This window comes from Paraburkholderia sp. WC7.3g (assembly GCF_050436345.1).
GTDB lineage: Bacteria > Pseudomonadota > Gammaproteobacteria > Burkholderiales > Burkholderiaceae > Paraburkholderia > Paraburkholderia podalyriae.
Map to the genome: position 1 here is coordinate 1,658,708 of NZ_JBNDMA010000001.1, position 26,416 is coordinate 1,685,123.

At 62.6% G+C, this 26,416-nt stretch carries 27 protein-coding genes and 1 pseudogene; 13 read left to right on the plus strand and 15 right to left on the minus strand.

What is annotated here, in order from left to right; translation table 11 throughout:
- Positions 1 to 485: 485 nt before the first annotated feature.
- Both OKW43_RS07665 and OKW43_RS07670 read left to right on the plus strand, forming a co-directional pair.
- A complete protein-coding gene (locus OKW43_RS07665; protein ID WP_187634456.1) occupies positions 486 to 1,724 on the plus strand; it encodes an ATP-grasp domain-containing protein in 1,239 nt (412 codons plus the stop codon).
- A 29-nt stretch (positions 1,725 to 1,753) separates the two neighbouring features.
- Positions 1,754 to 2,848: a phosphoserine transaminase gene (locus tag OKW43_RS07670; protein WP_187634457.1), complete on the plus strand. Its 1,095-nt coding sequence runs from the start codon at positions 1,754 to 1,756 to the stop codon at positions 2,846 to 2,848.
- 788 nt (positions 2,849 to 3,636) lie between these two features.
- On the opposite strand, the gene OKW43_RS07675 is transcribed toward OKW43_RS07670, so the two are convergent.
- From OKW43_RS07675 to OKW43_RS07690, 4 genes are read right to left on the minus strand one after another with little or no spacing between them, the layout of a single operon-like run.
- On the minus strand, positions 3,637 to 6,303 hold the full coding sequence (locus tag OKW43_RS07675; protein ID WP_429446320.1) for an FtsX-like permease family protein: 2,667 nt from the start codon (positions 6,301 to 6,303) through the stop codon (positions 3,637 to 3,639).
- Positions 6,300 to 6,995 carry an ABC transporter ATP-binding protein gene (locus tag OKW43_RS07680; protein WP_187634459.1) on the minus strand — a complete coding sequence of 232 codons (696 nt, stop codon included), beginning with the start codon at positions 6,993 to 6,995 and terminating at the stop codon, positions 6,300 to 6,302. Before OKW43_RS07680 ends, OKW43_RS07675 begins: the two co-directional genes overlap by 4 nt.
- On the minus strand, positions 6,988 to 7,653 hold the full coding sequence (locus tag OKW43_RS07685) for an ABC transporter ATP-binding protein (RefSeq protein ID WP_187634460.1): 666 nt from the start codon (positions 7,651 to 7,653) through the stop codon (positions 6,988 to 6,990). Before OKW43_RS07685 ends, OKW43_RS07680 begins: the two co-directional genes overlap by 8 nt.
- A gap of 1 nt (position 7,654) precedes the next feature.
- Positions 7,655 to 8,320 (minus strand): hypothetical protein, encoded by a 666-nt coding sequence (locus OKW43_RS07690; protein WP_429446324.1) that lies wholly within the window; start codon positions 8,318 to 8,320, stop codon positions 7,655 to 7,657.
- Between the two features lie 649 nt (positions 8,321 to 8,969).
- Here OKW43_RS07690 and OKW43_RS07695 point away from each other — a divergent pair.
- Both OKW43_RS07695 and OKW43_RS07700 read left to right on the plus strand, forming a co-directional pair.
- Complete coding sequence (locus tag OKW43_RS07695) at positions 8,970 to 9,824, plus strand: PA4780 family RIO1-like protein kinase (protein WP_187634461.1); 855 nt, start codon at positions 8,970 to 8,972, stop codon at positions 9,822 to 9,824.
- A 234-nt stretch (positions 9,825 to 10,058) separates the two neighbouring features.
- Entirely contained in the window at positions 10,059 to 10,370 is a 312-nt protein-coding gene (locus tag OKW43_RS07700; protein WP_187634462.1) for a DUF4148 domain-containing protein, read from the plus strand.
- A gap of 154 nt (positions 10,371 to 10,524) precedes the next feature.
- Here the strand turns inward: OKW43_RS07700 and arsN2 are convergent, their stop codons facing one another.
- The 9 genes and pseudogenes from arsN2 to OKW43_RS07745 all read right to left on the minus strand — a co-directional run bounded on the left by arsN2 (position 10,525) and on the right by OKW43_RS07745 (position 16,617).
- Positions 10,525 to 10,962, minus strand: coding sequence for an arsenic resistance N-acetyltransferase ArsN2 (gene arsN2 / locus OKW43_RS07705; protein WP_429446329.1), 438 nt, complete (start codon positions 10,960 to 10,962; stop codon positions 10,525 to 10,527).
- A gap of 2 nt (positions 10,963 to 10,964) precedes the next feature.
- A pseudogene (locus tag OKW43_RS07710) lies at positions 10,965 to 11,185 on the minus strand (arsenate reductase (glutaredoxin)); the annotation flags it as partial.
- A gap of 20 nt (positions 11,186 to 11,205) precedes the next feature.
- Positions 11,206 to 12,276, minus strand: coding sequence for an ACR3 family arsenite efflux transporter (arsB, locus tag OKW43_RS07715; RefSeq protein ID WP_429446332.1), 1,071 nt, complete (start codon positions 12,274 to 12,276; stop codon positions 11,206 to 11,208).
- Between the two features lie 23 nt (positions 12,277 to 12,299).
- On the minus strand, positions 12,300 to 12,794 hold the full coding sequence (locus tag OKW43_RS07720) for an arsenate reductase ArsC (protein WP_429446334.1): 495 nt from the start codon (positions 12,792 to 12,794) through the stop codon (positions 12,300 to 12,302).
- A 28-nt stretch (positions 12,795 to 12,822) separates the two neighbouring features.
- Positions 12,823 to 13,305, minus strand: coding sequence for an ArsI/CadI family heavy metal resistance metalloenzyme (locus OKW43_RS07725; RefSeq protein WP_429446337.1), 483 nt, complete (start codon positions 13,303 to 13,305; stop codon positions 12,823 to 12,825).
- Entirely contained in the window at positions 13,302 to 13,637 is a 336-nt protein-coding gene (locus tag OKW43_RS07730) for an ArsR/SmtB family transcription factor (protein WP_429446342.1), read from the minus strand. Before OKW43_RS07730 ends, OKW43_RS07725 begins: the two co-directional genes overlap by 4 nt.
- Positions 13,638 to 13,744: 107 nt before the next feature.
- Positions 13,745 to 15,043, minus strand: coding sequence for an SUMF1/EgtB/PvdO family nonheme iron enzyme (locus OKW43_RS07735; RefSeq protein ID WP_429446344.1), 1,299 nt, complete (start codon positions 15,041 to 15,043; stop codon positions 13,745 to 13,747).
- A gap of 125 nt (positions 15,044 to 15,168) precedes the next feature.
- Entirely contained in the window at positions 15,169 to 15,825 is a 657-nt protein-coding gene (locus tag OKW43_RS07740; RefSeq protein ID WP_187634469.1) for a helix-turn-helix domain-containing protein, read from the minus strand.
- Positions 15,826 to 16,149: 324 nt separating this feature from the next.
- On the minus strand, positions 16,150 to 16,617 hold the full coding sequence (locus OKW43_RS07745; protein ID WP_187634470.1) for a universal stress protein: 468 nt from the start codon (positions 16,615 to 16,617) through the stop codon (positions 16,150 to 16,152).
- Positions 16,618 to 16,674: 57 nt separating this feature from the next.
- On the opposite strand from OKW43_RS07745, the gene OKW43_RS07750 reads away from it, so the two are divergent.
- Both OKW43_RS07750 and OKW43_RS07755 read left to right on the plus strand, forming a co-directional pair.
- The gene (locus tag OKW43_RS07750; protein ID WP_429446347.1) at positions 16,675 to 16,875 is read left to right on the plus strand and encodes a hypothetical protein; all 201 of its coding nucleotides are present in this window, start codon (positions 16,675 to 16,677) and stop codon (positions 16,873 to 16,875) included.
- Positions 16,876 to 16,894: 19 nt separating this feature from the next.
- A complete protein-coding gene (locus tag OKW43_RS07755) occupies positions 16,895 to 17,584 on the plus strand; it encodes a FadR/GntR family transcriptional regulator (protein ID WP_187634472.1) in 690 nt (229 codons plus the stop codon).
- 54 nt (positions 17,585 to 17,638) lie between these two features.
- Here the strand turns inward: OKW43_RS07755 and OKW43_RS07760 are convergent, their stop codons facing one another.
- Positions 17,639 to 18,232, minus strand: a complete 594-nt coding sequence (locus OKW43_RS07760; protein WP_429446350.1) for an acyl-homoserine-lactone synthase — start codon at positions 18,230 to 18,232, stop codon at positions 17,639 to 17,641.
- A 154-nt stretch (positions 18,233 to 18,386) separates the two neighbouring features.
- On the opposite strand from OKW43_RS07760, the gene OKW43_RS07765 reads away from it, so the two are divergent.
- Complete coding sequence (locus tag OKW43_RS07765; protein WP_187634474.1) at positions 18,387 to 18,704, plus strand: XRE family transcriptional regulator; 318 nt, start codon at positions 18,387 to 18,389, stop codon at positions 18,702 to 18,704.
- Here the strand turns inward: OKW43_RS07765 and OKW43_RS07770 are convergent.
- Positions 18,688 to 19,392: a helix-turn-helix transcriptional regulator gene (locus OKW43_RS07770; RefSeq protein ID WP_429446352.1), complete on the minus strand. Its 705-nt coding sequence runs from the start codon at positions 19,390 to 19,392 to the stop codon at positions 18,688 to 18,690. The two genes, OKW43_RS07765 and OKW43_RS07770, sit on opposite strands and share 17 nt — an antisense overlap.
- Before the next feature lie 550 nt (positions 19,393 to 19,942).
- On the opposite strand from OKW43_RS07770, the gene OKW43_RS07775 reads away from it, so the two are divergent.
- From OKW43_RS07775 to OKW43_RS07800, 6 genes are all read left to right on the plus strand, one after another.
- A complete protein-coding gene (locus tag OKW43_RS07775) occupies positions 19,943 to 20,968 on the plus strand; it encodes a dihydrodipicolinate synthase family protein (RefSeq protein WP_429446354.1) in 1,026 nt (341 codons plus the stop codon).
- Entirely contained in the window at positions 20,965 to 21,909 is a 945-nt protein-coding gene (locus OKW43_RS07780) for an SMP-30/gluconolactonase/LRE family protein (protein WP_429446356.1), read from the plus strand. The genes OKW43_RS07775 and OKW43_RS07780 overlap by 4 nt, the downstream gene beginning before the upstream one ends.
- 248 nt (positions 21,910 to 22,157) lie before the next feature.
- A complete protein-coding gene (locus OKW43_RS07785) occupies positions 22,158 to 23,327 on the plus strand; it encodes an extracellular solute-binding protein (protein ID WP_187634478.1) in 1,170 nt (389 codons plus the stop codon).
- A gap of 171 nt (positions 23,328 to 23,498) precedes the next feature.
- Entirely contained in the window at positions 23,499 to 24,578 is a 1,080-nt protein-coding gene (locus tag OKW43_RS07790; protein ID WP_429446359.1) for an ABC transporter ATP-binding protein, read from the plus strand.
- Positions 24,575 to 25,462: an ABC transporter permease gene (locus OKW43_RS07795; protein WP_187634480.1), complete on the plus strand. Its 888-nt coding sequence runs from the start codon at positions 24,575 to 24,577 to the stop codon at positions 25,460 to 25,462. The genes OKW43_RS07790 and OKW43_RS07795 overlap by 4 nt, the downstream gene beginning before the upstream one ends.
- Positions 25,462 to 26,403, plus strand: a complete 942-nt coding sequence (locus OKW43_RS07800) for an ABC transporter permease (RefSeq protein WP_187634481.1) — start codon at positions 25,462 to 25,464, stop codon at positions 26,401 to 26,403. Before OKW43_RS07795 ends, OKW43_RS07800 begins: the two co-directional genes overlap by 1 nt.
- Positions 26,404 to 26,416: the final 13 nt, after the last annotated feature.

Genomic DNA, 26,416 nt, shown 5'->3' on the forward strand with positions numbered 1-26,416 from the left:
CCATGCTTGAGTTTAAGGACGGAAAACGGTCACCGTTGACCTGTCGTCGCCTCAAAATCCTCTGAATAGGTGGTCAATCGCCCCTCTTTTCCCTCGTTTGGTTCAGCCCCAAGCTCGTATCATGGGCTGCACATTGGGGTTAATGCAGTATGTCGGACACGTTGTGGGTTACAAAATCCTGACGTTTCTATCGAAGGAAAAGATACATGTCAATTGCAAAGCGACGCGCGAGCTCGGCCAGATTGTTCCTCGTAGCCAACACATCGAGTGCTGTCGCGATTCCCGCGGACTGTAAAGCAACGACATCCGGGCCGACGCCAGAAGCATGGTTCGAGGAAGAAGTCGGCTACATCGGCGAAATGCCGGCGTGTACCCGCATCCCGACTGACACCCACCGTCAATGACCTGAGTGAACTTCACGTAAAAGTAATGCCGGCGAGCGCATTCTTTCGCCCCGGGTATCGCTCCACTGAAACGCGCCATTCATGAATACTGTTCGAACTGAATTAACGGGTGATGCCGGCCTGCCATCGATGCATCAGCCACTGGGACTGGCTGCGTTGCTCCGGGCGGCAACGGCTGGGAGCGATCTGACGCCGCTGGGGGAAAGCCTGCTCGAGCACGTAAAGCGCCATGACGACCCGTACGCTCTGCTTGATTTGTCGCTAGTGTTGCAATTGAAATACCAGAAGGCGGCCGCTCTCGCCGTCCAGCAGCAAGCGCTTCAAATGACCAGACATTATCGGTTAAAGAGCGCCCAGACGATCAAGACTCCCTTGAAGGTGCTGGTGCTCAAGGCTCCGGGCGATCTGATGGCGAACACGCCTTTTGAGTGCCTGCTTGAGAACGCCGACCTGCAGATAGAGGTCCTGTATGTCGACGCGCGGCCGCTGGGGAATGCCGAGTTGCCCGAGCACGACGTTATCTTCGTTGCGGCATGCGCGTCGGATGAAACCGTGGGCGTTCTTGCCCAAATCGCGTCGCTGACGAGCGGGACGGGTTGCCGCGTACTAAACCGGTCCGAACACATTGCGAAGACAATGCGTGACACCGCCTATGCTCTGCTGGGCGCTGCCCCCGGTATCTGTATGGCCCACACGGTGCGCCTATCCCGTGAGCGGGTCGACGAAGCGGCTTCGGGAGCGTTGCAGTTGTCCGAGGTACTCGGCGCAAACTATCCGCTCATCATACGGCCGATAGGATCGCACGCCGGACAAGGTCTGGCAAAAGTGTCTGACGCTCAGGAACTCGCGCGCTACATGGCTGAGTCTGACGCCGTGGAATATTACATGGCGCCTTTTATCGACTACAGCAGCGCCGACGGTCTGTTTCGCAAATACCGGATCGTGATGATTGAGGGAACGCCATTCGTGTGCCATATGGGCATCTCGAAGGAATGGATGGTTCACTACCCTTACGCGGAAATGTCGACGCATCCCGACCGGCGAGAGGAAGAATCGCACCTGATGGCGAGCTTTGACACCGATTTTGCTGTGCGTCACCGCGAGGCGTTTCGCAACGTCGCGGAATTGACCGGCCTCGATTACGTAGGATTCGATTGCGCTGAAACGAGCGATGGCCGGCTGCTCATATTCGAGATCGCGACGGGCATGGTTGTGCATGACTTGGACGACCAGAGCATCTTTCCTTATAAGGTTCCGCAAATTCGCCGGGTTGCTGACGCCTTTCATGAAATGCTGCGCCGCGCGGCTGCGAACGCATAGAAAATCCAACGGCTGGCCTCGGAGGCATAGTGAAGTCCAATGCATTGAATTTTTCCGGTGGTCCCGGAGCGCTCCCTGAAACGGTGCTGGAACAGACGCGCATAGCGATTACCGCGTTACCGGAAACCGGCATCTCCGTACTCGGCATGAGCCATCGCTCGGACTGGTTTCGCTCCATACTGGACGAAGCGGAACAGAATCTGCGCGTTCTGCTCGGTATATCCGACGACTACGCCATTACCTTTCAGCAGGGCGGCAGTAGTCTGCAGTTCGCGATGATCCCGATGAATTTTGCCGCGAAAGGATTCGCGCCGCCCGAATATGTGACGTCCGGCTACTGGAGCGGTCGGGCGACCTCGGAGGCGGCCAAGGTGACTGAGAGGAAAGTTGCGTGGGACGGCCACGCGACGGGCTACCGGCAGCTGCCCGCCCTCGATAAACTGGACATCTCCGGCTCTGCCGCCTATCTGCATTACGTGTCGAACGAGACCGTGGAAGGTTTGCAATTTCCGGTTTGGGAAGAGGCGACGCAGGTACCGCTGATTGCGGACATGTCGTCCGATTTTCTGTCGAAGCCCATTCGGCCAGACGCATACTCGATGATTTATGCCCACGCCCAGAAGAACCTAGGTCCGGCTGGGGTAACGGTAGCGGTAATCAAGCGTTCGCTGCTTGAACGGATCCCCGACGGCTTGCCGGCGATCCTCGATTTTCGCACCCACGTCTCGCACGGTTCCAACTACAACACGCCGCCGGTATTCGCGATCTATGTGCTGACGTTGATTACGCGCTGGCTGCGCTTCGATGTTGGCGGTCTGCACGCGATGCAAAGCATCAATGAGAGAAAGGCGCGGCGGCTGTATGACACGCTGGACGCTTTGGAGGGGGTCGTGACCGTCCACGCGGACCGTCGCTGGCGCTCACAAATGAACGTGGCTTTTAAATTCGGTGATTCTCGGCTCGGCGATGCGTTTATCGGGGCGGCTCGTGAACAGGGTATCGTTGGACTAGAGGGGCACCGTTCAATTGGCGGGTTGCGTGCGTCTCTATACAACGCCGTTACAGAGCAAGCCGTGGACATTCTGGCAGACGCACTAACGGAATTCAGTATGCAACGGGCCTGAACAGCAATGCCGGTTCTCACGTTGACGTGCCGTGCGACTCGAAGGAATAAATGACCGCTGCACCCCAAAAAGCTGCCGATTGAGGTGGCGTCTGGTTTAGAGTCCGGAGTGGGTCGCGTGCCGCCGATCGCCGTCAGGCAGAGGGCGGTTGCGCGGACATTTGAACGTCGGGTCCTCCCTGGCAGCAGTAATTCAGCTTCCGGTCATACATGTCGGTCTCGATCGGAGAGATTGGCCGCTGACGAGAAGATTGAACGCTCGTTCACGACCCGCGATCGCCATTCGCGACCTGCACATATACAGGTCGGGCGGTCTCCAGGTGTATTCCTTCGCACCTTGGGGAAACCTGCAACACGTTGCGCCTCGCACTGCGCGGGTTGGTTCGCGAAGATAGACGTCGGCGCGTTCGACACGGCGCCGGCTGACTGGCAGACGCGCTCTTCGCTTTCCACCGGGCGGTAAATGATGCCAGCTCACTTGGCGTGCTTCCGGAATAATGGCGATGCCTACTGCGATCGAGGTCGCGGTCGATGGCTCAACGAACTGCGTCGAAATCGTCTCCAGTTCGCCGTCACTTATCGGGCGTCGTAGAAGCCGCTACGTCTCGGCCGATAATAGAGGAAGTCGTAACGCGGGCGCTGCGAGCGCTTCGGATACCTCTTGCTGAGGCTACCAATTGTTTTGGGGGAGAACGTGCTTTCCCTCTGTCGTGTCAAACGCTACAAGGCAACGCGGATCGAGGCGGCGCCGTGCGGGCGTAAGCCGTCGAGCATGCATGCTCGCTGGTGTCACAGCTCACGCATGCGCTGGACAGCAGACTCGCGCGTCTCGCGAAAAGCCGCGATCACCGCAATCACCACCGACAGCGCCGCCACGCCGGCGAGGAAAGCCAGAAAGACCCAAGGCACGGTGAGGCGCTCGGGCGGAGGATCGAACACACCGGTCAGCAGCTTGACCAGCATCCACGCCAGTGCAAAACCCGTCAGCGTTCCGATGGCCGCCCCGCCCAACAGGAGCACGAGCGCCTCGCTCCACAAGAACGCACCAAGCTGACGCGGCTTGGCACCGAGCGCGGTCAGAATCGCAAACGTGCGCCGCCGATCGAAGAAACCCAGCGCAATGATGAGTCCGGTTGCGCCGGCGACCATCAACGCCGCGGCCCCGAGTTCGAGTTGCGTGAGCCCGCGCAAATCGACGGCTGTCAGGCTCGAATTGATCACGCGCTGCGCCTGCCCGATGTCGGTGATCTTGACTGCCCCAAACGGCGCAACCGTGCCGCGCGCGGCCAAGGCCACCTGCTCAGGCGGCGCCGTTGTCTTCAGCAACACGATTTCCGCCGCGCTCGTGCCGGTTTTCCGCGCGATGTAGTCGGCATTCGCGACGAGGAATGAGTCGCGCGGCGCGGTCGGAAATTCGCGCACGACGCCAACAAAACGAAACGGCACCACGCGATATTGATGGTCGCTTGCGCTCTGAAGGCGAAGGTTGATCTCGTCGCCCGGGTGCAGTTGATAGTCCTTCACGGTCTCTTCGGACACGAGGATGCCGTTCGGATATTGCGCGAGCAAGTTGAGCGACCTTTGCGCATTGCCGCCTTCGAAATAGGCGTCGGCCATGCGCGTCGCTTGTCCGATGTGGCGGGCGTCGATGCCATACAGGTCTTGCAGGTCCGTGCCCACGTAGGCGAAACGGTGCTGCATCTGCTGGGCGGCGCTGACTCCGGGCAATGCAGCAAGTTCGGCGAATCTGGCTGACGCGGGCGCCTGCGAAGTCCCGGTCGCCGTCACGTCTGCGCCGTTCGTGAGTTCCGCGTCCACGCGCGCCTGCGCGTTGTAGGTTGCGTTGAACACGGCCGTGGACGTCGCGAACGCGAACGCCAACGCGATAAGCGCGATGCCCTGCGTCATTCGATTGTGCTGTCGGCTCATCGCCGCGGCGGCCACGCCGGCAAGCGAATGCGCAAGCGGACGAAGCCAGATGGCGAGCGCGCCGCGCCCGCGCCGCAATCCCTCGAGACCGAGCCTGATGGTCAGGAGGCCGCATCCTGCCCAGGTCAGGACGGGCGCGAGAAAGGCGACGTAATCGATCGACGATGACGGCGTGCCTTCGGGAGCCAGCACGACCTGATACCCGGTGCTCCAGGTCCGCCAGAAGATGATGGCCGACAGTGCGAGCAGGACGAGATCGAAGTAGACCCGTTGCCAGAGGCGCGGACACTCGGAACCCGTCAGCCGGCGGGCGCTCGTGACCGGCGTCGTGCTTGCACTGATCCATGCTGCCACGAGAATCGCCGCATTCGCCAGCACGACGCCCGCTATGGCCGCGCAGGCGACCCAGCGCATCGACGAAGCCCCAAAATAGCCAGCGCCGAGAAACAGATGCGACAACAACGCGGCAAGGACCAACCCAACAAGCGTACCGCTGACGCCAACGCACATCGCTTCGACCGCCGCCAGCTTCATGATCTGGGCGCGCGATGCGCCACGGATTCGCAGGAGCGCCTGATCTCGGCGTCGCCGTCCGGAACCTGCCGCAACGACTCCGATCGTCAGGAACGCGCCGAGAAGCGCGCCGGGTGCGCCCAGAAACAGAAACAGCACCTTTGCGTAAAGCGCGTCGCTGCGCACACCGTCGAGCCGCGCGGCAAGGTTGTCGGCAACGAGCGCATTGCCCGCAATGCGCGTCTCGAGGTTCCTTGCAGCGCCCTGCACCTGAGCAAAGGCGGCTTCGGGATCGCCCGGCAAACCGTCATGCGCGAGTCCGACGTGAAGCTGGATGCGCGACCGACGCGATCCGGCTGACGCCTCTGCGCCGAACAGGCGTTGCCACGCGTCCATCGGAAGCAGAAGCACATTGTCCGGAGGCGCTTGCGGCGCTGCGACAGGCGCGACGCCGATCGCCTGAAACATCGCATCGGCGTTCGGCAAATCGACTATGCCGGCAATCCGCACATTGGCCGCAGCCACGCCTGGACCATGAATATTCACCGTATCGCCGATGGTCACATGCAGGTTCGCGGCGGTCTGCTGAGCAATCAGAGCGCCATCCAGATTACCCAGCAGCAGCCGGAACTGAGCCGGAAAGTCCTGGAAGTACGTGCTTTCAAGACCGAGCACTTTGCCCTGTCCGGTCGTCTGTACGGTTTCTCCTGTGGTCGCTTCGAAGCCATCGACATCGGCATAACCGACAGCTTGCTGTTTCGTGACCCGCGCGGCCTTTGCGACGGCTGCTGCCACTTCGTGGACCGAAAGCGCGCCCATCGTCGCCGGTCCTGGTTGCACCTGCCAATCGACGGGCAGGCTCGCGCTCGCACGCTGTGTCATCGAAGCGGTGCTTCGCGCGATGAAAGCGCCAAGCGATGCGACCAGCGCGACCGTCACCGCGACGCCAGCCGCCATGCCCGCGAGCCGGCCCCTGCGTTGCCTGACAAGTCCGATAAGCCAAAGGCCGATCATGGCTGTCCCGATGTCGGCCCGGCTTCGGTGAGCACGCCGCGCTCCATGCGCCAGACTGCGTTCATCCGTGCTGAAACGGCTGGATCATGAGTGGCGATGACGAGCGCCGTCGGCGTGTTGGCGAGATGCGCGATGAGTGCATCGAGCAAGGCCTGGCCGGTGGCCTGATCGAGCTGGCCCGTGGGCTCGTCGGCGAGAATGACGAGCGGTCGTCCGACCGTAGCGCGCGCCATCGCCACGCGCTGCATCTGTCCGCCCGAGAGTTCCTCTGGCAATTTCTGCGCAAGCGCCTCGAGACCGAACCTGGCAAGCGCAGCGGCCACAGCGCGTTCGGCACCGCTCGCGCGGTCGGCGGGATCGGCCGCATCGGCTATCAGGAGCGGCAACGCAACGTTTTCGCTCACCGTCAAAGGCTCCAGCAGGCTCGGCGTCTGGAACACGAGCGAGATCCTTGCGGGCAGCAGCGTCTCGCGCGCACCGAGCGCGGGCCAATCGATCACGCCGCTCGTCGGCGTATCGAGCGCTGCCATCAGGTGCAGCAAGGTCGTCTTGCCACTCCCCGAACGGCCCGCCAGCGCGATCCGGTCTCCTCGATTGAGGACGAAGCTGGCCGCGGCGAGCGCCACGACTTGCCTCTCGCCATGCCGATAGGTGCGGCTGAGCGATCGGGCTTCGATCAGCACGTCACGCATCGTCGAGCCTCCCATCGCGGATGACGAGCACGCGGTCAGCGCGCGCAGCCAGAGCCTCGCTGTGCGTCGCGACTAGCGCCATGTCGCCGTTGCCGTGACATCGCTCGACCAGATGACTCACGATCACGGTTTCGGTTGCGGCATCGACTTCGGCGGTGGGCTCGTCCGCTAGGAGCACCTTATGCTCGGCCGAGAGCGCCACCGCGAGCCCGGCGCGCGCCGCTTCGCCGCCGGACAACTGCGACGGATACGCGCGGCGTCGCGCGGCCAGGTCGGTCACATCAAGCAGTGCGTCGAGTTTGTCGCGATCGTTCTTGCCAGCGAGCGACATCTGCAGCGTCATGTTGCCCTCGACGGTAAGGTGCTCGAACAGGTTGGCCGACTGCATCAGCAAGCCGATGTGGCGCGCCCGTAAGGCCGCACGCACCGCTTCGGGCCGGCGCGACAGGCGTTGGCCCATCACATCGACATGGCCGCCGTCCGGTTCCTCCAGTCCAGCAAGACACGCGAGGAGCGTTGACTTGCCGCTGCCGGAGGGTCCCAGCAACGCGACGAATTCGCCTGCGCACAGTTGCAGTGAGACGCCCCTGAGCGCGGCGGTCTCGTCGTCTCCGCTGTGGTAAAAGCGGTAGAGTTCGAACGCTTCGAGCCGAGGCAAATCAGCGCCATTGGAACGAATTGGCCATGAGGTTCCATTGATCGGCATTGTCGGCTCCAAGCGGTGCGGAGAGCTCGAGCGTAGCAAGTGTGCCGCCGCGATAGATTAAATACCGATGATTCTCAAGACGAAGTTGCTTGTTCGTGACCGGGTTCGGTTCGGAATTCGACGTGTAGGTAATCAGCACGGCTGCCCCGCTGCGCAGCCGGGCGTTTTTGATGGCACCAATCCTGACTGCATGACCGGTCCTGGCGAGTTCGGCGGCTTCGCGCGCAGTAACGGACGATACCGTCGGCGCGCTCGCAGCAGGTGCAACACTGATCTCGACGACGTTGTACTTATCGGCAAAGCGCGTCCCGTCGCGGCGTTCCGTGCGCGCCCAACCTTCGGGCACTTTGAGGGAAAAGCCCGCCGGAGACTGGTAGGTTACGAAGACTTGCGTGTCCGGAATGTCGCCCGGCGGACTCTTTTCGGGCGTGGCAGCCTGCTCGGTTGTCGCCAGGACGTTTGCGGCGGCTTCCAGCGTGCAGGGCGAGGCGGCGAACGCCAGCACAATGGCCGAACTCCGCAGTAAGCGCTGACAGGTCAGATGCGGTATCACGATCCCTCCCTGCTTCACATCCGTGCAGGGCGACTCTTCCTGAAGGAACCACTGGTTCGCATGCACCGAACTACCTATACCATGCTCCGCGAACCTTAGGAAACGCTTAGCTGCTCCCTCCGCGTCCGTTGGACGTGGGGCGAGGTTCGGCTATCTGCGTACGTTCACACAGGCCTGAGAAGCCAAAGCCGCGTGTCGAACCGGTAACTCGATCTATAGCAACTTTCTCTTTGTGATGAAGAGCGTCGCATCGCTTTTCGTGTCGCTGCTCGCAAAACCAGCTGTCGAGACCGCATGCTTGAATGTCCGCGTGTCCGACTCCTGCTCCGCCTGACCGACAAGTGCTGTGCTAGTTGAATGACTGCGGAAGACTTGCCGCCTGACTCCAAAAGATGAATGACCGCTGGACCCGGAGAGCCGCCATTGAGGTGAAACGCGGTCGAGCGTCCGGAGCGGGTCGAGGGCGGTCCGTCGCGGCAAGCGGCGAGCGCCTTGGAGCTGCGCCGGCAATGCATCTGCGCCGGAGATTTGCGCCGCCTCGTCCTCGCCCTCCCTTATAATCCGGCATGACTCCATCCATTTCCCACGCAGCAAGCTTACGAACGGCGCCACTGGGCACTCGGTTCATCGGTTCGTTCATCGCACATACCTCAGCGGGCTATTCGTCATCCACGCACGTGGAGTACACGCCCCGCGAGCCGCACCTGGCGGTCGTATGAAAATGCCCAAACGGCTTGTGCCGCTTCTCGAAGAAGGCCTCATCGACGAAGTTATCGGCCAGTTGATGAGCGGCAAGGAGGCAACAGTCTACGTCGTGCGCAGCGGCAACTCGACGCGTTGTGCAAAGGTCTACAAGGACGCGAAGCAGCGCAGCTTTCGGCAGGCCGCGTCGTATCGGGACGGCCGCAAAGTCAAGAACAGCCGGCAGGCGCGTGCGATGGAAAAAGGGACGCGCTACGGCCGTCAGATGCAGGAAGCGTCATGGCAAAACGCCGAAGTCGACGCGCTGTTCCGGCTCGCCGACGCGGGCGTGCGCGTGCCGCAACCCTATATCTGTACCGATGGCGTGTTGCTGATGGAACTGGTGGTCGACGGGATGGGTGACGTCGCGCCACGCCTGAACGACGTCGATCTGACCGAAGCGCGCGCCCTGGAACTGCACGCGCTGCTGCTCAACCAGGTTGTCCGAATGCTCTGTGCGGGCGTGATTCACGGCGACCTGTCGGAATACAACATCCTGCTGGCAGCGGACGGGCCGGTGATTATTGATCTGCCTCAAGCCGTTGATGCAGCCGGCAACAACGACGCGGCTGCGATGCTCAAGCGTGACGTCGACAACCTGGCCGTGTACTTCGGACGGTTCGCACCGGAAATACTCACCACGAGCTATGGCGCGGAAATCTGGACGCTGTTCGAAGCAGGACGACTGCATGTCGATGTCGAATTGACAGGCCACATCGAAGTTGACACGCGAGTTGTCGACCTCGATGGTGTGCTGCAGGAGATCGAAGCGACACGTCTTGAGGAAGACGCGCGATTGCGGCGACAGCAGGAACTGAGCGCAGGCTAGTAACCGCGTTCGATGTCGCCGGAGATGGCACTGAAGAAGAACTTCGTAGTCTGAAGGGCACATACCGGGCGAGAAGGTTCAGACTTCTGGCATCTACAAGGTGGTGAGAGAAGGCGACGCCGGCTCCGGCTTCGAAGTGACATGCATCGAAGGCGAGCATTTTCCACCCGCACGCAGCGGCAAGCATGCGCACTACGAGTTGGTTCATGGCGCGCGCAGGGAAGGAGACGTACTATGAGAATTCGGCCTGGAACGCAGTCAATACTTCCCGCTCTGGTGATTTTGCTCGCCGGGTGTGTCGCTGGTGGCATGCCGTATACCGGGCCGCACCTCACTCCGACAGAGTGCCGCGACCTGGCGGCGCTCAAGACAAACGCGCCCCCTACGATGGCGCAGCACCAAAGCGAACTCGCTGCCTTGAGGAAAGCGGGCTACGACCCGTCACCGTGGTTTGATGATCCGTATTACCCGGATGATCTACAAGCGGCACAGCGCCTGGTCGACTATTGGTTCCAAACCGAGTGCCAGCACCTTCAACCCGGCTGAGATAGAGAGATCGAGGACCGACCCCGGATATCACCGCGCGGCCACTTGCACTCATTGATCATATTGTGTTCGATAGGCTCGTTTGAATCTATCAACAGACATTGTAAGGGTCGAAGAGCCGATCGTCACGCGCAATGGCGCGCGGTGTGATTGCTCATGCGATGTGCTTCCTCATGCACACGGCGGTAGACGGGCAGAGCCGCATGAATTGTGCCGTTTCGCGTACTTCATCCGGCACGTCGACCCGCTCGACTGCGCTGTAGCCGTGATGTTCGAAAAATTCTCGCGCGCTCGTTGTGAGCAACCACAAGCTGGCATAGGTGCACGCCTTGGCTTCCCGTTCAATAGCCAGGAGCAGAGACGTGCCGAGACCCGTTGCACGCAGATGCAAAGCGACAGCCAGCGATCTGAGCAACGCATCAGCGCCCAAAGGTTCCAGACCGACGCTTCCAACTATCGCTCCTCCTTCGTCGACGGCAACGAGAAACCCCGGTACCAGTACAGTTGTGACGTCCTCAGTCGGCAACGCACACGTTGCCAGCAGGCTTCTGATCCCGACGAGATCGTCATCTTCGGCAGCTCTTATTTTCATGACGGGTTGTCCAGAGGCAGTTCGGCGTAGGGAGTGCCCTTCTTACCCAGCACGTCGCGCACGCCCAGCCTCGACTGGCAGATGAGCTCGACCAGCCTTTCGCGGGACGGCGGACGATTCAGGTATTCGATGACGGTGGGTTTTATGCCCGCGTTGCGGATCGTCGCGATGGTGTTTCGCGAGTTCCGCAGTGCGGGTTGTGATAGATGATGACTTCGTTCATGTGATTGTTTTCCGTGACCTTCAGGCGCACTCGTACCAGTTCTTCGAGCGGTTGACGATGCATACAACAAGCAGCATGACCGGCACCTCGATCAGCACGCCCACGACAGTCGCGAGCGCGGCGCCGGAATTGAAACCGAACAAACCGATTGCAGTGGCGATGGCCAGCTCGAAGAAGTTCGATGCGCCGATCAGGGCAGACGGGCAGGCAATATTGTGCTTTTCGCCGACCGCACGATTAAGCCAGTACGCCAGCGCCGAGTTGAAGAGCACCTGGATCAGGATCGGCACGGCGACCAACACGATCACGAGCGGCTGCTTCAGGATGGCTTCGCCCTGGAAGGCGAACAGCAGCACCAGCGTAGCGAGCAGCGCCGTGATCGACCAGGGACCGATTTTCGCCATTGCTGCCTCATAAGCAGCCTCTCCACTGGCGAGCAGCACCTTGCGCAGGATCTGCGCGAGGATCACCGGAATGATGATGTAGAGCACGACCGACATGAGCAGCGTCGCCCACGGCACCGTAATTGCCGAGATACCGAGCAGCAGGCCGACGAGCGGCGCAAACGCGACCACCATGATGCTGTCGTTGAGTGCGACCTGCGAGAGCGTGAAGAGCGGATCGCCGCCCGTCAGACGGCTCCAGACGAACACCATCGCGGTGCAGGGCGCGGCGGCCAGCAGGATCAGCCCGGCCACATAGCTGTCGAGCTGCACGGCGGGCAGCATCGGCGCGAACAGGTGCTTGATGAAGAGCCACGCGAGGAACGCCATCGTGAACGGCTTGACGAGCCAGTTGACGACGAGCGTGACGCCAATGCCCTTGATGTGCTGACGCACTTCATGCAGCGAGCCGAAATCGACCTTGACCAGCATCGGGATGATCATCACCCAGATCAGCAGCCCGACCGGCAGGTTGACGTGGGCGTACTCCATGCGCCCGATCGCCTGAAAGACGCCAGGCAGCACCTGGCCGAGCAGGATGCCCGCGACAATGCACAGCGCGACCCACACGGTCAGGTATCGCTCGAAGAAGCTGATGGCCGGCTTAGACGCGCTTTTGCGCGCAGCGGCGATGTTGGGGGTATTCATGGGGCAAATCGATGGAAAAGGGTTCAGCTTTGCAGGATGTCGTCGAGTGCCTGCTGAAGCTCGGCATTGCCCAGACGGTCCAGGGGAAGTTCAAGCAGCTGTAGCATGCGATAGCCGATTGCCTGGCGTGTCAGTTCGAACGCCTGACGTTTGCCTTCGTCGCCGCCGGGTGCGTTCGACGGGTCGGCATAGCCCCAGTGCACCTTGACTGGAGCACCGGGCCAGAACGGACACTGCTCGGCAGCCGCGCTGTCGCACGTCGTAATGACGATGCGCATGGGCGGCGCGCCATCCTGCGCGAATTCATCCCAGCTCTTGCTGCGATAGCCTTCGGTATCGATGCCGGCGTTCGTCAGCGCTTCGAGCGCGAACGGATTGATGCGGCCGCTCGGGGTACTGCCAGCGCTGAACGCGCGCACGTCCTTGCCGAGCTTGCGTGCCCAGTGGTTGAGCATCCCTTCAGAGAGCACACTGCGCGCCGAGTTGTGCGTGCACAGGATCAAGACGTTGGTCGTCATACGCTCCTCATTGAATTGCGCGCCGGACTCAGCAACACGACGAAGACCCGACCGGGACACCGACCGATTTGCCCGACGACGGAGCGCAGCACGCTGCGACCTCAGAAGCAGGTGCACTGTTCTGCGCATTGCGTGACTCGCCGAATACCGGAATGTCGTTCAAAGTCTGATACGACTCCCATGCGATGCCCTGCGGATCGACGGTCCAGTACTTGTCCGAGTTCGCATAGCAGCAGGCCGTGCCGATTTGCGCGTCGACCGGTAACGCGGCGCCTTCGAGCCGGCAGTGCATCTCGTCCAGCTCGGCTTCGTTTTCGACCTGAACGCCCAGATGGTCGAGTCCCGGCGTGGCGCCGCGTTGCGAGATCGCGAAATTGACGCGCGGGTCGTCGAGCATCCATTTCGCGTAGTCGCTCTTGACGACGGTCGGTTCGGCCGCAAACAACGCTGAGTAGAAGCGGACGCTCGCATTGAGATCCGTGACGGCGATGTGAATGTGAAAGCGCTTCATGACCGCCTCTCCCTGGAGGGAAAACACGCTGATGCCGGCGAACAGGGGTTGCCGCCACAGCAGTTCTCGGTGAGATAGGCCAGCAGGCCGTTCATCGTTTCGAAGTTTGCGCAGTAGTAGACGAACCGGCCTTCCTGCCGACTGGTGACGAGCTGCGCATGAGACAGTTCCTTCAGGTGGAAGGAAAGGGACGACGGCGCGACATCCAGCAGCGTGGCGATCTGGCCGGCGGGCATGCCTTCGGGGCCGGCCCTCACCAGGGCGCGAAAGACGGCGAGCCGCGACTCGTGCGCGAGTGCCGCTAGAGCGGCGATGGTCTGGTTCGTTTCCATATTTCGATATTAGTCGAAATATGGAGGAGATGACAAGAAAGAATTACCCGCTTGACCTTCCTGACTAATAAAGCGGAAGACGAAGAAAGATCTCAGCTTCCGCTTTATTAGTCACAACCCCGCACACACCGAAACCCCGCGTACACATACTGATAGTGCGGCTGAAACCAGTTGCGAAACTCCGGCCGCAGCATGCACAGCGCGGTACGCGCCGAGCCGCCCTTCAGCACGTAATGCTGGCCATCGAAGAAGTTGGCCGAATAACCGGGATAGAACGGAAACGCTTCGAAGCCCGGCAGCGCTTCGAATAGCGTGGAGGTCCATTCCCAGCCGTTGCCGAACTGACCTTCCGCGCCGAACGCGCTGACGTTGTCCGGATGCGCGTCGACGGGCCGTGGATCCCAACTGCGGAAATCGAAATTCCCCGATGCCGCTTGCGGCGCACCGTGCGCCGCGCGTTGCCATTGCGCCTCCGTCGGCAGCGCTTTGCCGGCCCAGCGTGCATAGGCGCTCGCTTCGGCGTGGCTCACGTAGACCGGCCAGTCGAGCGGCAAGGGCACGTCGTCGAACATCGTGCGCAGCGTCCATGCGGCGCGACCGTCCTGCGCCGTGCGTTGCGACCAGCCGGCGGGATGCTCGATGTGTTCCGCTTCCTTCCACGCCCAGTCCTTCGGCGACCACCACTTCGACTCGCGATAACCGCCGTCTTCGAGGAACTCGAGGAACGCACCGTTCGTGACCATGTATCGATCGATCTCGAACGCGGGCACGTCCACGCCCAATTCGCCGAACTCATTGTCCCAGCCGAAGCGGCCGGCCTCGCGTGGCATGCCGAGCACTGTGGTGCCGGCCGGCACGCTGACCATCGACGACAACGCGTCGCGCCGCTCCGCGCGTGTCACCACCGGCTCGCGCAACGCGGTGTTCTTGTGCGCGAGCGGCAACTGATGGAGCATGTACGCGAGCGTTTCAGCATGCATCAACCGATGCTCGATCGCGACGTTCAGCAACTGCACGGCCGCCTCGTCGCGCGCCGGGTTGCCGGATTCGCCGAGCGCGGCGTCGATTTGCCGTCGCGCGCGCGTCGCATACTCGCGCACGCGGTCGAGCGACGGCCAATCGCCGGGTTGATCCGTGGGAAAGCCGCCGTCTACCGGATCGATGCCGAAGGCGAACAGCTGGTCGAGTTCCGGCGCGAAAGCCGGCAGATCGAACAGACGCTGGTCGAGCAGATTGCGATCGAACGCTTCGAGATGGCCGATGTAGAACACGACGCGGTGACGCTCGCGGATCGGCCGTTCATAGAGGTAGTCGGGTTTGACGATCGCAAACAGGTCGTCGGTGATTTGGCGCGCGTCGAGCAGGCGCTGCACGAGCGGATGATGCGGGACAGGGTCGCGATTCATTGGGCCGGGTCTCCATGCAACACGGTTTCCGTGGGGGGACGATCGGAAAACTGTACCCCCTCGCAGGCGGCGTGCCAAGACGAACGGCACAACCGCTCAGCCGGCCAGCCCGCCAGCCCGCTCGCTCAGACCTGCCGCAACCCTTCGAGATCGACGATGCGAATATGTTTGCCCTGCGTGTCGATCAGGCCGCGCTTTTGAAATCTTGACAGGGTGCGGCTGACGGTTTCAAGCGTCATGCCGAGATAGCTGCCCATGTCTTCGCGGGTCATGCGCAGATTGAATTCCGACCACGAGTAGCCGCGCTGCGCATTGCGCTGTGACACGTCCAGCAGGAAGGCTGCGACGCGTTCGTCGGCGGACAGCGAGCCGAGCACCATCATCTGCGCGGCCTCGCTGACGATCTGCGCGCCCAGCAGCTTGTGCATGCGCTCCTGGATCGAACCGATTTCGCGGCACAGCAGCTTCAGCGCGCTATACGGGACGATGCACACCGTGCTGTCTTCCAGCGCGACGGCGCTGCATGCATGGACGTCCGCGCTGATGCCGTCGAGCCCGAGCGGCTCGCCGGCGAGACGCAACCCGGTGACTTGTTCGCGGCCGTCGCGATGGATCATCACGGTCTTCATCGAACCCGAACGCACCGCGTAGATATTGTCGAAGCGCTCGCCGCTGCGATACAGCGCTTCGCCGCGCGGCACCGAGCGCGCCGAGCAGATCAGCGTTTCGAGCTTCGGCAGTTCCTCCGCCGACAGCCCCTGCGGCATGCAGATCTGACGCATCGAACAGCTCGAGCAGCGCGCGGCGGTGCGTGCGGTTGCGCGTGACGCCACGGCCTCGCGGCTGCCGCGCTCGGCGTTGCCGGCAGAGCGGGTCGAGGAACGGGTAACAGCAGTAGGAGTCAGCATGTTCTGCGCGCGCTTATCGTAGTAGTGAAATTGTCCCACCGGCTATGACACGCAGCTGGCGGCAAAGTGACGCTTGCGCTGCCCGGATGTCCCGAGCGACGGCACGTGCTCTTGCGAACGTGGGAAGGTGAGTCGCCGTGGGTGATGACGACGGCTCGCGTCGATGAGTGGCGCGCCGCCCTGCGCATGATGAAAGAGTCAGGCGGGTTCCTTGTCGGTGCCCGCGGCGGACGGTATCAGCAGAACCGGCAGCGTGGCCTGGCGCACGCAGCGTTCGGCGACGCTGCCGAGAATCAGCCGCTGAAAGCCACGTCGGCCGTGCGTGCCCATCACGAGCAGGTCGGCGTTGAATTCGGCCGCGGCCTGCAGCACGATGTCGGCGACATCGCCGAGCGACGAAGCCTCGGAGACCCCCGGGTCACCTTGCACACCTTGCTCGGCCATTGCTTTCGAAAACTCGGCGCGCAACTCCTGGCCTTCCTCGATCAGACGGTTGCGCAGGATCGACGGGTCGTAGCCGGGCGCCTCGAAATACATCGGCGTATTTTCGACGACATAATATGGCCGCAACACCGCGCCATTCGATTTGGCGAGATCGAGCGCCGCTGCGAACGCCCGGCGCGAGGTATTGCTGCCGTCGACCGCTACAAGGATGCGTGTGTACATATCGGCTCCGCGTCAAAAATGCGTCTGCCACATTGCTAGCCGCGGCAGGGATTATTGATGTCTTATACCAATGAAGCTTCGATGATGGCCGGAAAAGATGCACCGCACCAAGATGTAAATCAAACATTTGCCAAATATTCCGCGCCCGCCGCCAAACTGGCGGGCGCGGCGGCGCGCGCGAGCGGCCTCGTTTGCTTACAACCGCACAACTTTGCTGAAGCCGAAACGGGGTTGGCCTTACAATCAGGCCATATTTGACAAGTTGGCCAGTCCGCTGATGAACGATCGAAAAACCAAGGGCTTACCCGACCAGATCTACGGCGACATTCTCAACCGCATCCTCGAAGGCGAGTACAAGGAAGGCGAGCGATTGCCGACCGAGCACGCGCTGGCCGAGCGTTTCGCCACGTCCCGGCCGACGGTGCGCGAAGCGCTTGCGCGATTGCGAGCCGACGGCATTATTTCGACGCGGCACGGCTCGGGCACGACCGTCGAGCGGCGGCCCGATCCGGATGTGCGCCGCTTCGCGCCGCTGGAGACGCTGTCCGATATTCGCCGCTGCTATGAATTTCGCATCGTGACCGAGGCGGGCGCGGCCGCGCAGGCGGCGCTGAAGGCCGATGCCGACGACATCGCGGCAATCCAGCATGCGTGGGACGAGCTCGAGCGCATCATCGAGGCGCAGGGGATCGGCGCCAAGGACGACTTCCTGTTCCACCAGGCGGTCGCGCGCGCGTCGAAGAATCCATTTTTCATCACGGTGATGTCGTTCATCGAGGAGCAGATCCTGTTCAGCATGAACCTGTCGCGCAACCTGTCGCTCGTCAAAACAGTGGAGCGGCAGCGGCTGGTGCAGGCCGAGCATATGGCGGTGCTCGACGCGATCCGCCGCAAGGACGCGGCTGCCGCGGGTGCCGCGATGCGCGCGCATCTCGAGAACGCGCTGGAACGGATGTTCGGTTCCTGAGCCGCGCGCGGGTCAGCGCATCGCGACTTTCGTGAGGCCGCGCTCCGGCGCCGCTCAAGCCGCGACGGCGACCGGCCCGAACAGCGAGGTCAGTGTCTTGGCGCTCACCGCGACGTCGAGCGCGACGGCCCGCTCGACGCCGATCTGCAGCGGCGGCCCGAGCCGGCTGATGTCGAGGCCGGCTCGGCGCAGCATCCGCTCGATCGGCGTGGTGGTCACCGTGACGTAATGCGTGATGCCCGTGCGCTGCGCGAAGCGCATCACTTCCTGAATTGCACGGATCGTCATATCCGTGAAACCAAACGACTGTTCCTCACCGCCGGTTTCGATCGCCCAGCGGCTCAGCTCCCAGATGTGGCGCCCGACCGGCGCGGCCGCGCCATGCAGCAGTTGCGGGAAGGTGTCTTTCAGCATGTTCGGACCTTCGGTCGGCATCAGGCGCCAGCACCCGCGCAACCGTTGATCTTCGCCCTGAATCAGCATGTAGTACGGCCCGAGCGCGTCGTAGCCGTCTATCTCCATCCCCGCGATGGTCGGAATTTCCCAACCGAGCCGGCCGTGAAAGACCCGGGCTCGCAGGCGGTACATCTCATTGATCAGCTGATTGTCGAATTCCTGCCGGAGTCCAATTCGGATCGTGGTTTGCATGACGCTCTCCTGTACGCGTTGGGGGTGCCAGTTACGCAGGAAAACTTATGCATTCTGAATCTTTGTGCCACCTACCTACCTGGATAGGTGTGGATGCTTATCGGGTATCGCAAAATTCAAACACGTATCGGCCCCCAACCTACAAGGCTCCAAAATGGAATTCCTCGACAATCACTGGCAACCGCAAACCCACCTCCAGGCGCGTCCTTCGGAGGTCTCTTCGGCAGTGGATCGCGTTCTGATCATTGCCTACCGGAAGAAGAAAAAAGAGAGCCAGCGCCGATTCTGGGCTCGCTTCGGCGTCACGCAGTCGCGCGGCAGCCGCTTCGAGTCGGGCGCTGAGATCCCGGCGCCGGTGTCGATCCTGCTTGGCCTGTACTTCACCAAGACCGTGTCGGACGCCGATCTGGGCCGCGCTGAGCGCGTGATGTACAGCCGCGATGCGGCCGCGCTGCTCAACCCGGGTCAATAAGCCCTAGCTGCGCGGCGATCACGGCTGCCGCGCGCCGCGAATTCACGCCGAATTTCGCCCTGATGTTCTTCATGTGGAAGTTCACCACGGCTTCCGAGCAACTCAGAATGTGGGATATCTCCCAGGTGGATTTGCCGCGTGCGGTCCATTTCAGACATTCGCGCTCGCGCGGCGTGAGCTTCGGCATCAGGGTCTGTGCGTGCGAATTCAGATGCTGTTTGCTGGTGTCGATCACCAGGTCACGCAACAGCACGAGGTTCGGCAAGGCGGCGTTCACATGACGCCTGAACCCGTCAGACGGGTTGTCGTCATTGACGAAGCACATCATGCCGGCTTCCTGATTCGGCCCGTGAATCGGCAGCGTCACGCCCGCGCCCAGGCCAAACGAGCGAGCTTCCTCGTACAGGGATTGCTGTGCCGGGGTGGCGAAAATCTCTGGCGTCCAGATCAGCGGTGCGGAGCGTGACAGGCAGTGCGTGACCGTCGGGTCGATATGCACCATGCCTTGCTCGTCATACGCCTGGCGCCATGCCGGCGCGTAAGTGCTGCGCAGGTAAGCGTCCTCGAGACGCATGGTCGGCCGCGGCAGCATTGCGACCAGAATCCTGTCGAAGCCCCACGTTTCGGCGAGGCCCGAAATCGCGCCGAACCATTCCGCCTCGTCGGCGGCGTCCAGTAGCGGTGCCATCTGCTCGATAAAGTGTAGCGACAATTTTTTGGCTCTCTCGGGCTCGCAAACATCTCGTTCGCGGTTATTGGCGGGCTCTGCGGTCCGCTCTTTTGGTCCGCATAATCTATCACTAAAAACGGGGGCGCAATGCACCGGCGCTCTGCGGGGTAAACGATAGCCGCCGCGTGATTGAAATAATCTTTAGCCCGCCCGCGATTCCGGGTGAATAACGCGGCTAATCGGCGCCCCGCGATCGCATTTTAAGGTGTTCGATTGACAGCATTATTTCCGTCACACTCTTTGAATTAATCGCATTTACCCGATTATCTGGGAAAGCGGGTTATTGCTCGCCGCGCGTCCTGCTCGCGCAAAAAGAGGCTGCGGCGCCGATGCCACACGGCGTGCCGGCCGGCTCCATTGTTATACAAAAGGAAATTTGGTGATCTGCGCCGGGCAATTCGACGCCGGCCGCCACGACGGGCTATCGTTACGCGCAAGTTGTTTGACAACATTGTGATGCCGATGCTACCGTGAAACCTCCGCCTTGTACGTTTCCGCGTCGACCATCATGAACGAATCTCCGCTTCGCGACGCCGAGTTCGCCGCGTCGGTCATGGCCGTGCCGCCGCTCGCGCGGCGCGCCGACTACACGCTCGACCCTGCTCAGAATCTCGCGCTGATCCGCTACATCGAAGCGGGCGGCGTGCGCACGCTACTGTATGGCGGCAACGCGAACTTCTATCACGTCGCGCTCAGCGAATACCGCGAGCTGCTGGAGCTGCTCGCCGACGCAGCGGGCCCCGGGACTCGCGTGATTCCGGCGCTCGGTCCCGACTACGGCAAGATGCTCGATCAGGCGCGCATCCTCGCGCAGACGCGTTACCGCACCGCGATGGTGCTGCCGCTCGGCGGCTTTACCACGTTCGAGGGCGTCGAGACCGGCCTCACGCGGATCGCCGACACGGCCGGCATGCCGCTCACGGTGTATCTCAAAAGCGAAAACTACGTCGATGTCGATACGCTCGCGCGGCTCGTCGAGCGCGGTACGTTGAGCGCCGTCAAATATGCGATCCCGCGCGACAATCCCGCTGACGATCCGTATCTGCGCCGGCTGCTGCAACGCGTGCCGGCCACGAAGATCGTGTCGGGCATGGGCGAGCGGCCGGCGCTCGTGCATCTGCGCGAGTTTGGACTCGCCGCCTGGACGACCGGTAGCGGCTGCATCGCGCCGAGCATGGTGATGGCGCTGCTGCGCGCGGTGCAGAGCGGCCAGAGCGGCCAGAGCGGCCAGAGCGGCCAGAGCGGCCAGAGCGGCCAGAGCGCCGGTCGCGCTGACAACAACACCGCCGAACGTCTGTACGATGCGTTCATGCCGCTCGAAACCCTGCGCAACGACATCTCGCTAATCCGCGTGTTGCACGATGCGATCTCGTTCACGGGCCTCGCCGACATGGGGCCGCTGCTGCCGCTGCTCAGTTCGACACCGCGCGAGCATCATGCGAAGATCGCGCAGACCGCAGGCACGCTACTCGCGCTCGAGCGCGAGTTCGCGCGCACCCAATCGAACCGCTCCGACAGGCAGACCACCGCATGACCGACCACAGCCGACGTTATCCAGATCCCTCCATCCGCGTGTTCGATTCGCGCTTCAAGTCGCTGATCCTCGCGTCGGCGTCGGTCGAATGCTTGTATCAGGGCACGCGCTGGTCGGAGGGACCGGTGTGGTTCGGCGATGGACGCTATCTGCTGTGGAGCGACATCCCGAACGACCGCATCCTGCGCTGGGACGAAACGACGGGCGCGGTCAGCACGTTCCGTCAATCGTCGAACAATGCGAACGGCCATACGCGCGATCGCGAAGGGCGTCTCGTCAGTTGCGAGCACCTGACGCGGCGTGTGACGCGCACCGAGTACGACGGCTCGATCACCGTGCTCGCCGATCGCTATCAGGGCAAGCGCTTCAATTCGCCGAACGACGTGGTCGTGAAGTCGGACGGCTCGATCTGGTTCACCGACCCGAGCTTCGGCATCGACGGTTTCTACGAGGGCGAGCAGCAGCAGTCGGAGCTGAAAGCATGCGTGTATCGGATCGACGGCCAGTCGGGTGAGGTGTCGATGGTCATCGACGACGTGCTCGGTCCGAACGGTCTCGCGTTTTCACCGGACGAATCGCTGCTGTACGTCGTCGAGTCGCGCGGCGAGCCGCGCAAGATCCGTGCGTTCGATGTCGAGGCCAATGGCAAAGGCACGACGCTGTCGAACAACCGCGTGCTGATCGATGCGGGTCCGGGCACGCCCGACGGTTTTCGTGTCGACGTGCACGGCAACTTGTGGTGCGGCTGGGGCATGGGCACTGACGAGCTGGACGGCGTGCGCGTGTTCACCGCGCGGGGCGAACCGCTCGGCCATATCGCGCTGCAGGAGCGTTGCGCGAACGTGTGCTTCGGCGGACGGCATCGCAACCGTCTGTTCATGGCGGCAAGTCACGGCTTGTATTCGCTGTTTGTGAATACCCAGGGCGTGCGCGGCGGCTGAGCAGTTGTCCGCTTACCAAACAACCTGTATTGCAACCGTGGCGGGTGCTCGGGTTTGCCCTTAACGCGCGTTGCCAGGCGTTGAACAGCAAGGATTTCACGTAAAACAAGCCGTTTTCGCGCACCACCCGCACGCTCGACTATTTGCTTGACATCGGCTGTTGCGCTTCGCTATGTTCCATTGGTAGAAAGACACCGCCCGCACCGCATCGACCGGTGGGCTTCCATACCAAGAAGCGAGGAGACGCAATGACTGTTTCGCGCAGGTTGTCGTTCAAGCTGGTATCCGTTTGTATCGCCGCGAGCGCGGTGTACTCCGTTGCCGCGCACGCGGCCGATCCGGTCACGATCAATATCGTCGACGTAGCCGGCGATCTTCAACTCACGCAGAAGGGCTTCGAGGCGTTCAAGGCGAAGTATCCGAATCTCGTCGCGAACACCACGTTCACGAACGCGCCCGCGCCGCAATTGCCAGGCAAGATCAAGGCGATGCAGGCCGCGGGCCGCTCGGACATCGACCTCGTGCTGACCGGCACCGACGCGCTCGCGGCGGGCATCGAACAGAACCTGTGGATCAAGCTGCTGCCCGACAACGCGGCGCAGTTCCCGGGTGCGCTCGACAAGTACGCGCCGGGCCCCCGCAAGATGCAGGACCTCGCGCAAGGCTATGGGCTCGTGGTCGCATATATGCCGGCCGGTCCGCTGCTCGAATACAACCCGGCCAAGGTCAGCGATCCGCCGAAGACGCCCGAGCAACTGTTGCAATGGTGCAAGGCCCACCCCGACAAGCTGATCTACGCGCGCCCGGCCAATTCCGGTCCTGGCCGCACGTTCCTGATGGGCTTGCCCTACGTGCTCGGCGACAAGGACCCGCAGGACCCGGTGCATGGCTGGGACAAGACGTGGGCGTTCCTCAAGCAGTTGAACGACTGCATTCCGTACTATCCAGGCGGCACCTCGGCGGTGATGAAGGAACTGGGCGAAGGCACGCGCGACATGACCGTGACCGTGACCGGCTGGGACATCAATCCGCGCGCGCTCGGCATCGTGCCGGCCGAATTCCGCGTACAGCCGTTCGACAACATGACGTGGGTCAACGACGCGCACTACATGGTGGTCCCGAAGGGCGTGCCGAAGGAAAAGCTCGACGTGCTGTACAAGATGATGAACTTTATGCTGGAGCCCGCGCAGCAGGCGCTGACCTACGACGACGGCTACTTCTATCCGGGTCCGGCGATCAAGGGCGTCACCGTCGAGCAGGCGCCCGCGCATAGCCAGGAGGTACTGCAAAAGTATGGCCGGCCCGAATACGCGAAGATGTTGGCCGATCGTCCGCATGCTTTGCCGCTGAACGCAGCGGCGATGGTCGCCGCCTTCAGGAAGTGGGATAGCGACATCGGCGCGCAGAAGACCCGTTAGGCCTTCACCATTGCGACGGAAAACGAGGCGAAACGCAGCGCGGCGTGAGGTCCCGCCGCGCTGCGTGTTTTCAGCGATCACGCGCGCCTCGGCTTGACTGCCTGATGTGCCGCGCCTACCGCAAGCGCGGCACTCGCGACATCCGTCGCCCCACGCGAACCAGGAAACGCCATGAAGCATCACTTTGAGCAGTTGCGGCTCGATTCGGTGAGCCGCAGTTTCACGAACGCGCAAGGCCACGCGATCGCCGCGCTGCAGGGTCTGGATCTGACGATCCGGCGTGGCGAATTCATCGCGCTGCTGGGGCCGTCGGGTTGTGGCAAATCGACGGCGTTGAACTGCATCGCCGGATTGCAGCCGCTCACCGGCGGCGGCATCTGGCTCGACGCGCGGCGCATCGACGTGCTGCCGCCGGAAAAGCGCGGCTTCGGCATGGTGTTCCAGAACTACGCGCTGTTCCCGCACATGAGCGTGCTGGACAACGTCGGCTTCGGGCTCAAGATGCGCGGCGTGGGCAGAAGCGAGATCGCACGCCGTGCACGCGAGGCCCTGCAACTGGTGCAACTGACCGGTCATGAGCATAAGCTGCCCGGCCAATTGTCCGGTGGCCAGCAACAGCGAGTCGCGATCGCGCGTGCGATCGTGATCGAGCCGCCGCTGATCCTGATGGACGAGCCGCTGTCGAATCTCGATACGAAGCTGCGCATCGAAATGCGCGCGGAGATTCGCCGCATCCATACCCAACTCGAACGCGCGACGCTGTACGTGACGCATGATCAGGACGAAGCGCTGTCGATGGCCGATCGCATCGTCGTGATGAGGGAGGGCGTCGTGCAGCAGGTCGCGACGCCGAAGGAGGTCTATACGCGGCCGCGCAATCTGCACGTCGCGCGCTTCATGGGCTATCGCAATGTGGCCGAGTTCACGCTGGAGGGCACGCAAGGCGATGGTGTCGCGGTCAGTGCGGACGGCGTGCGGCTCATCGGCACGCCGATGGCGGGCTTCGACGGCAAACGCGTCAGTGTCGCGCTGCGTCCCGAAGACATGGAGCGCGCCGAGCCCGGCGCCGACAACGCGTTCGATGCGCTGATCGACGCGGTCGAATACGGCGGCCACGATTCGCTGCTGCGCGCGAAGACCGCGTTCGGCGACGTGTGGGCGCGCGTGACCGGCGAATGCGCGGAGGGCGAGCGCATCACGCTGCGCGTGCGGCCGTCGTGCGTGCTCGTCTACGACGCCGAGGCCGCATGAACACGCCGACGCTTGTCCCCCCGCTTAGGTCCCGCGCGCCGCGCGATGCCAAGGCCTGGCTCGTCGCGCCCGCGCTGCTCTTTATCGTCGCGCTGTTCATCTATCCGTTCGCGTATGGTCTCGCGCTGTCGTTCCGGCCGATGAACGGCGGCGGGGTATGGGCCAACTATCTGACGTTCTTCACCGACATGTCGATGTGGCCGACGATCCTCGTCACGCTGAAGCTGTCGGTACCGGCCACGCTGATCAACGTCGGCGTGTCGGTGCCGGTCGCGTTCGCGCTGCGCCGCTACTCGCGTTATCAGAAGATCGTCACGACGCTGCTGGTGATTCCGGTGACGCTCGGCACTGTGCTGATCGCCGACGGCATGCTCACGTACTTCGGTCCGCACGGCTGGTTGCCGCAGGCGTTGCAGGCGCTGCATCTGTACACGCGCGAAGTGCGGCTCACGCACAACTTCACGGGCGTGCTGCTGTCGCTGATCGTGTCGGGCTTTCCGTTCGCGTTTCTGCTGACCCTGTCGTACGTGACCGGCATCGATCCCACGCTCGCGAGCGCGGCCGCGACGCTCGGCGCGAGTCCGTGGCAGCAGTTTCGCCGCATCTATCTGCCGCTGCTCGTGCCGGGGCTCACGATGGCCGCGTGTCTGTCGTTCGTGCAGGCGTTCTCGGTGTTTCCGTCCGCGGTGCTGCTCGGCGCGCCCGCGGGTCCGACGCGCGTGATGTCGATTGCCGCGGCCGAAGCCGCGTTCGAGAGCTACGACTATTCGCTTGCGTCGGCGATCGCGATGGTGATGGGCTTCGTGCAACTGCTGGTGGTCGCCGCGCTGCTCGGCGCGCGTCGCTGGTTCTATCGTGGTCCCGCAACGGGAGGCAAAGGCTGATGACGACCGATCGCCGCGCGACGCAGCCCGACTGGTCCGCGTCAACCTCCGCTTCCGCCGCGCCTCAGCCGGGCGACGGCGCGCGCGAGCCCGCGCAACACGCGCGTCAGCGCGCGAACCTGCCGGGCCGTATCTGGCAGGCGCTGGTGTGGGCCGTGATGGCGTTCTTCCTGATCAACGTCGTGCTGCTGATCGCGACCGTCGCGGTGAATTCGATCGCGACGCGCTGGTTCGGCACCGCGTTGCCGCAAGGCTTCACGCTGCACTGGTATGCGCAGGCGTGGAGCGACTTTCAGCTCGCGAGCGTGCTGTGGGTGACCGTGCAGGTGGTCGGCGCGGTCGTGCTGCTGTCAGTGCTGCTCGGCGTGCCCGCCGCGTATGCGCTCGCGCGCGTGCAATTCACAGGCAAGCGCCTCGCGATGCTGATCTTTCTGCTGCCGTTGATGGTGCCGCCCGTCACCTACGGCATTCCGATGGCGACCGTGATGTACAAGGTCGGACTCGCCGGCACGTTATGGGGCGTGATTCTCGCGAATCTGGTACCGGCGCTGCCGTTCGTGATTCTCGTGATGACGCCGTTCATCGAGCAGATCGATCCGAATCTCGAGGCGGCCGCGCGCATTTTCGGCGCGAACACGTTCCGCTATTTCCGTTATGTGCTGCTGCCGCTGCTCGTGCCGGGTATGCTGGCTGCAGGCCTGCTCGTGCTGGTGCGCACGATCGGCATGTTCGAGCTGACGTTTTTTACGGCCGGTCCGGCGACGCAAACGCTGGTGGTCGCGTTGTATTACGCAGTGTTTTCCACCGGCGTGCGAGCGCCGCAATCGATCGATGCGATGGCGATGATCTATATGGCGATCACGTTGATCTGGGTGCTGATCGCACTACAATTCGTGAGCCCGACGCAGATCGTGTCCCGCGTGAAAGAACAGAGGCGCTGACCCATGGTCGGCG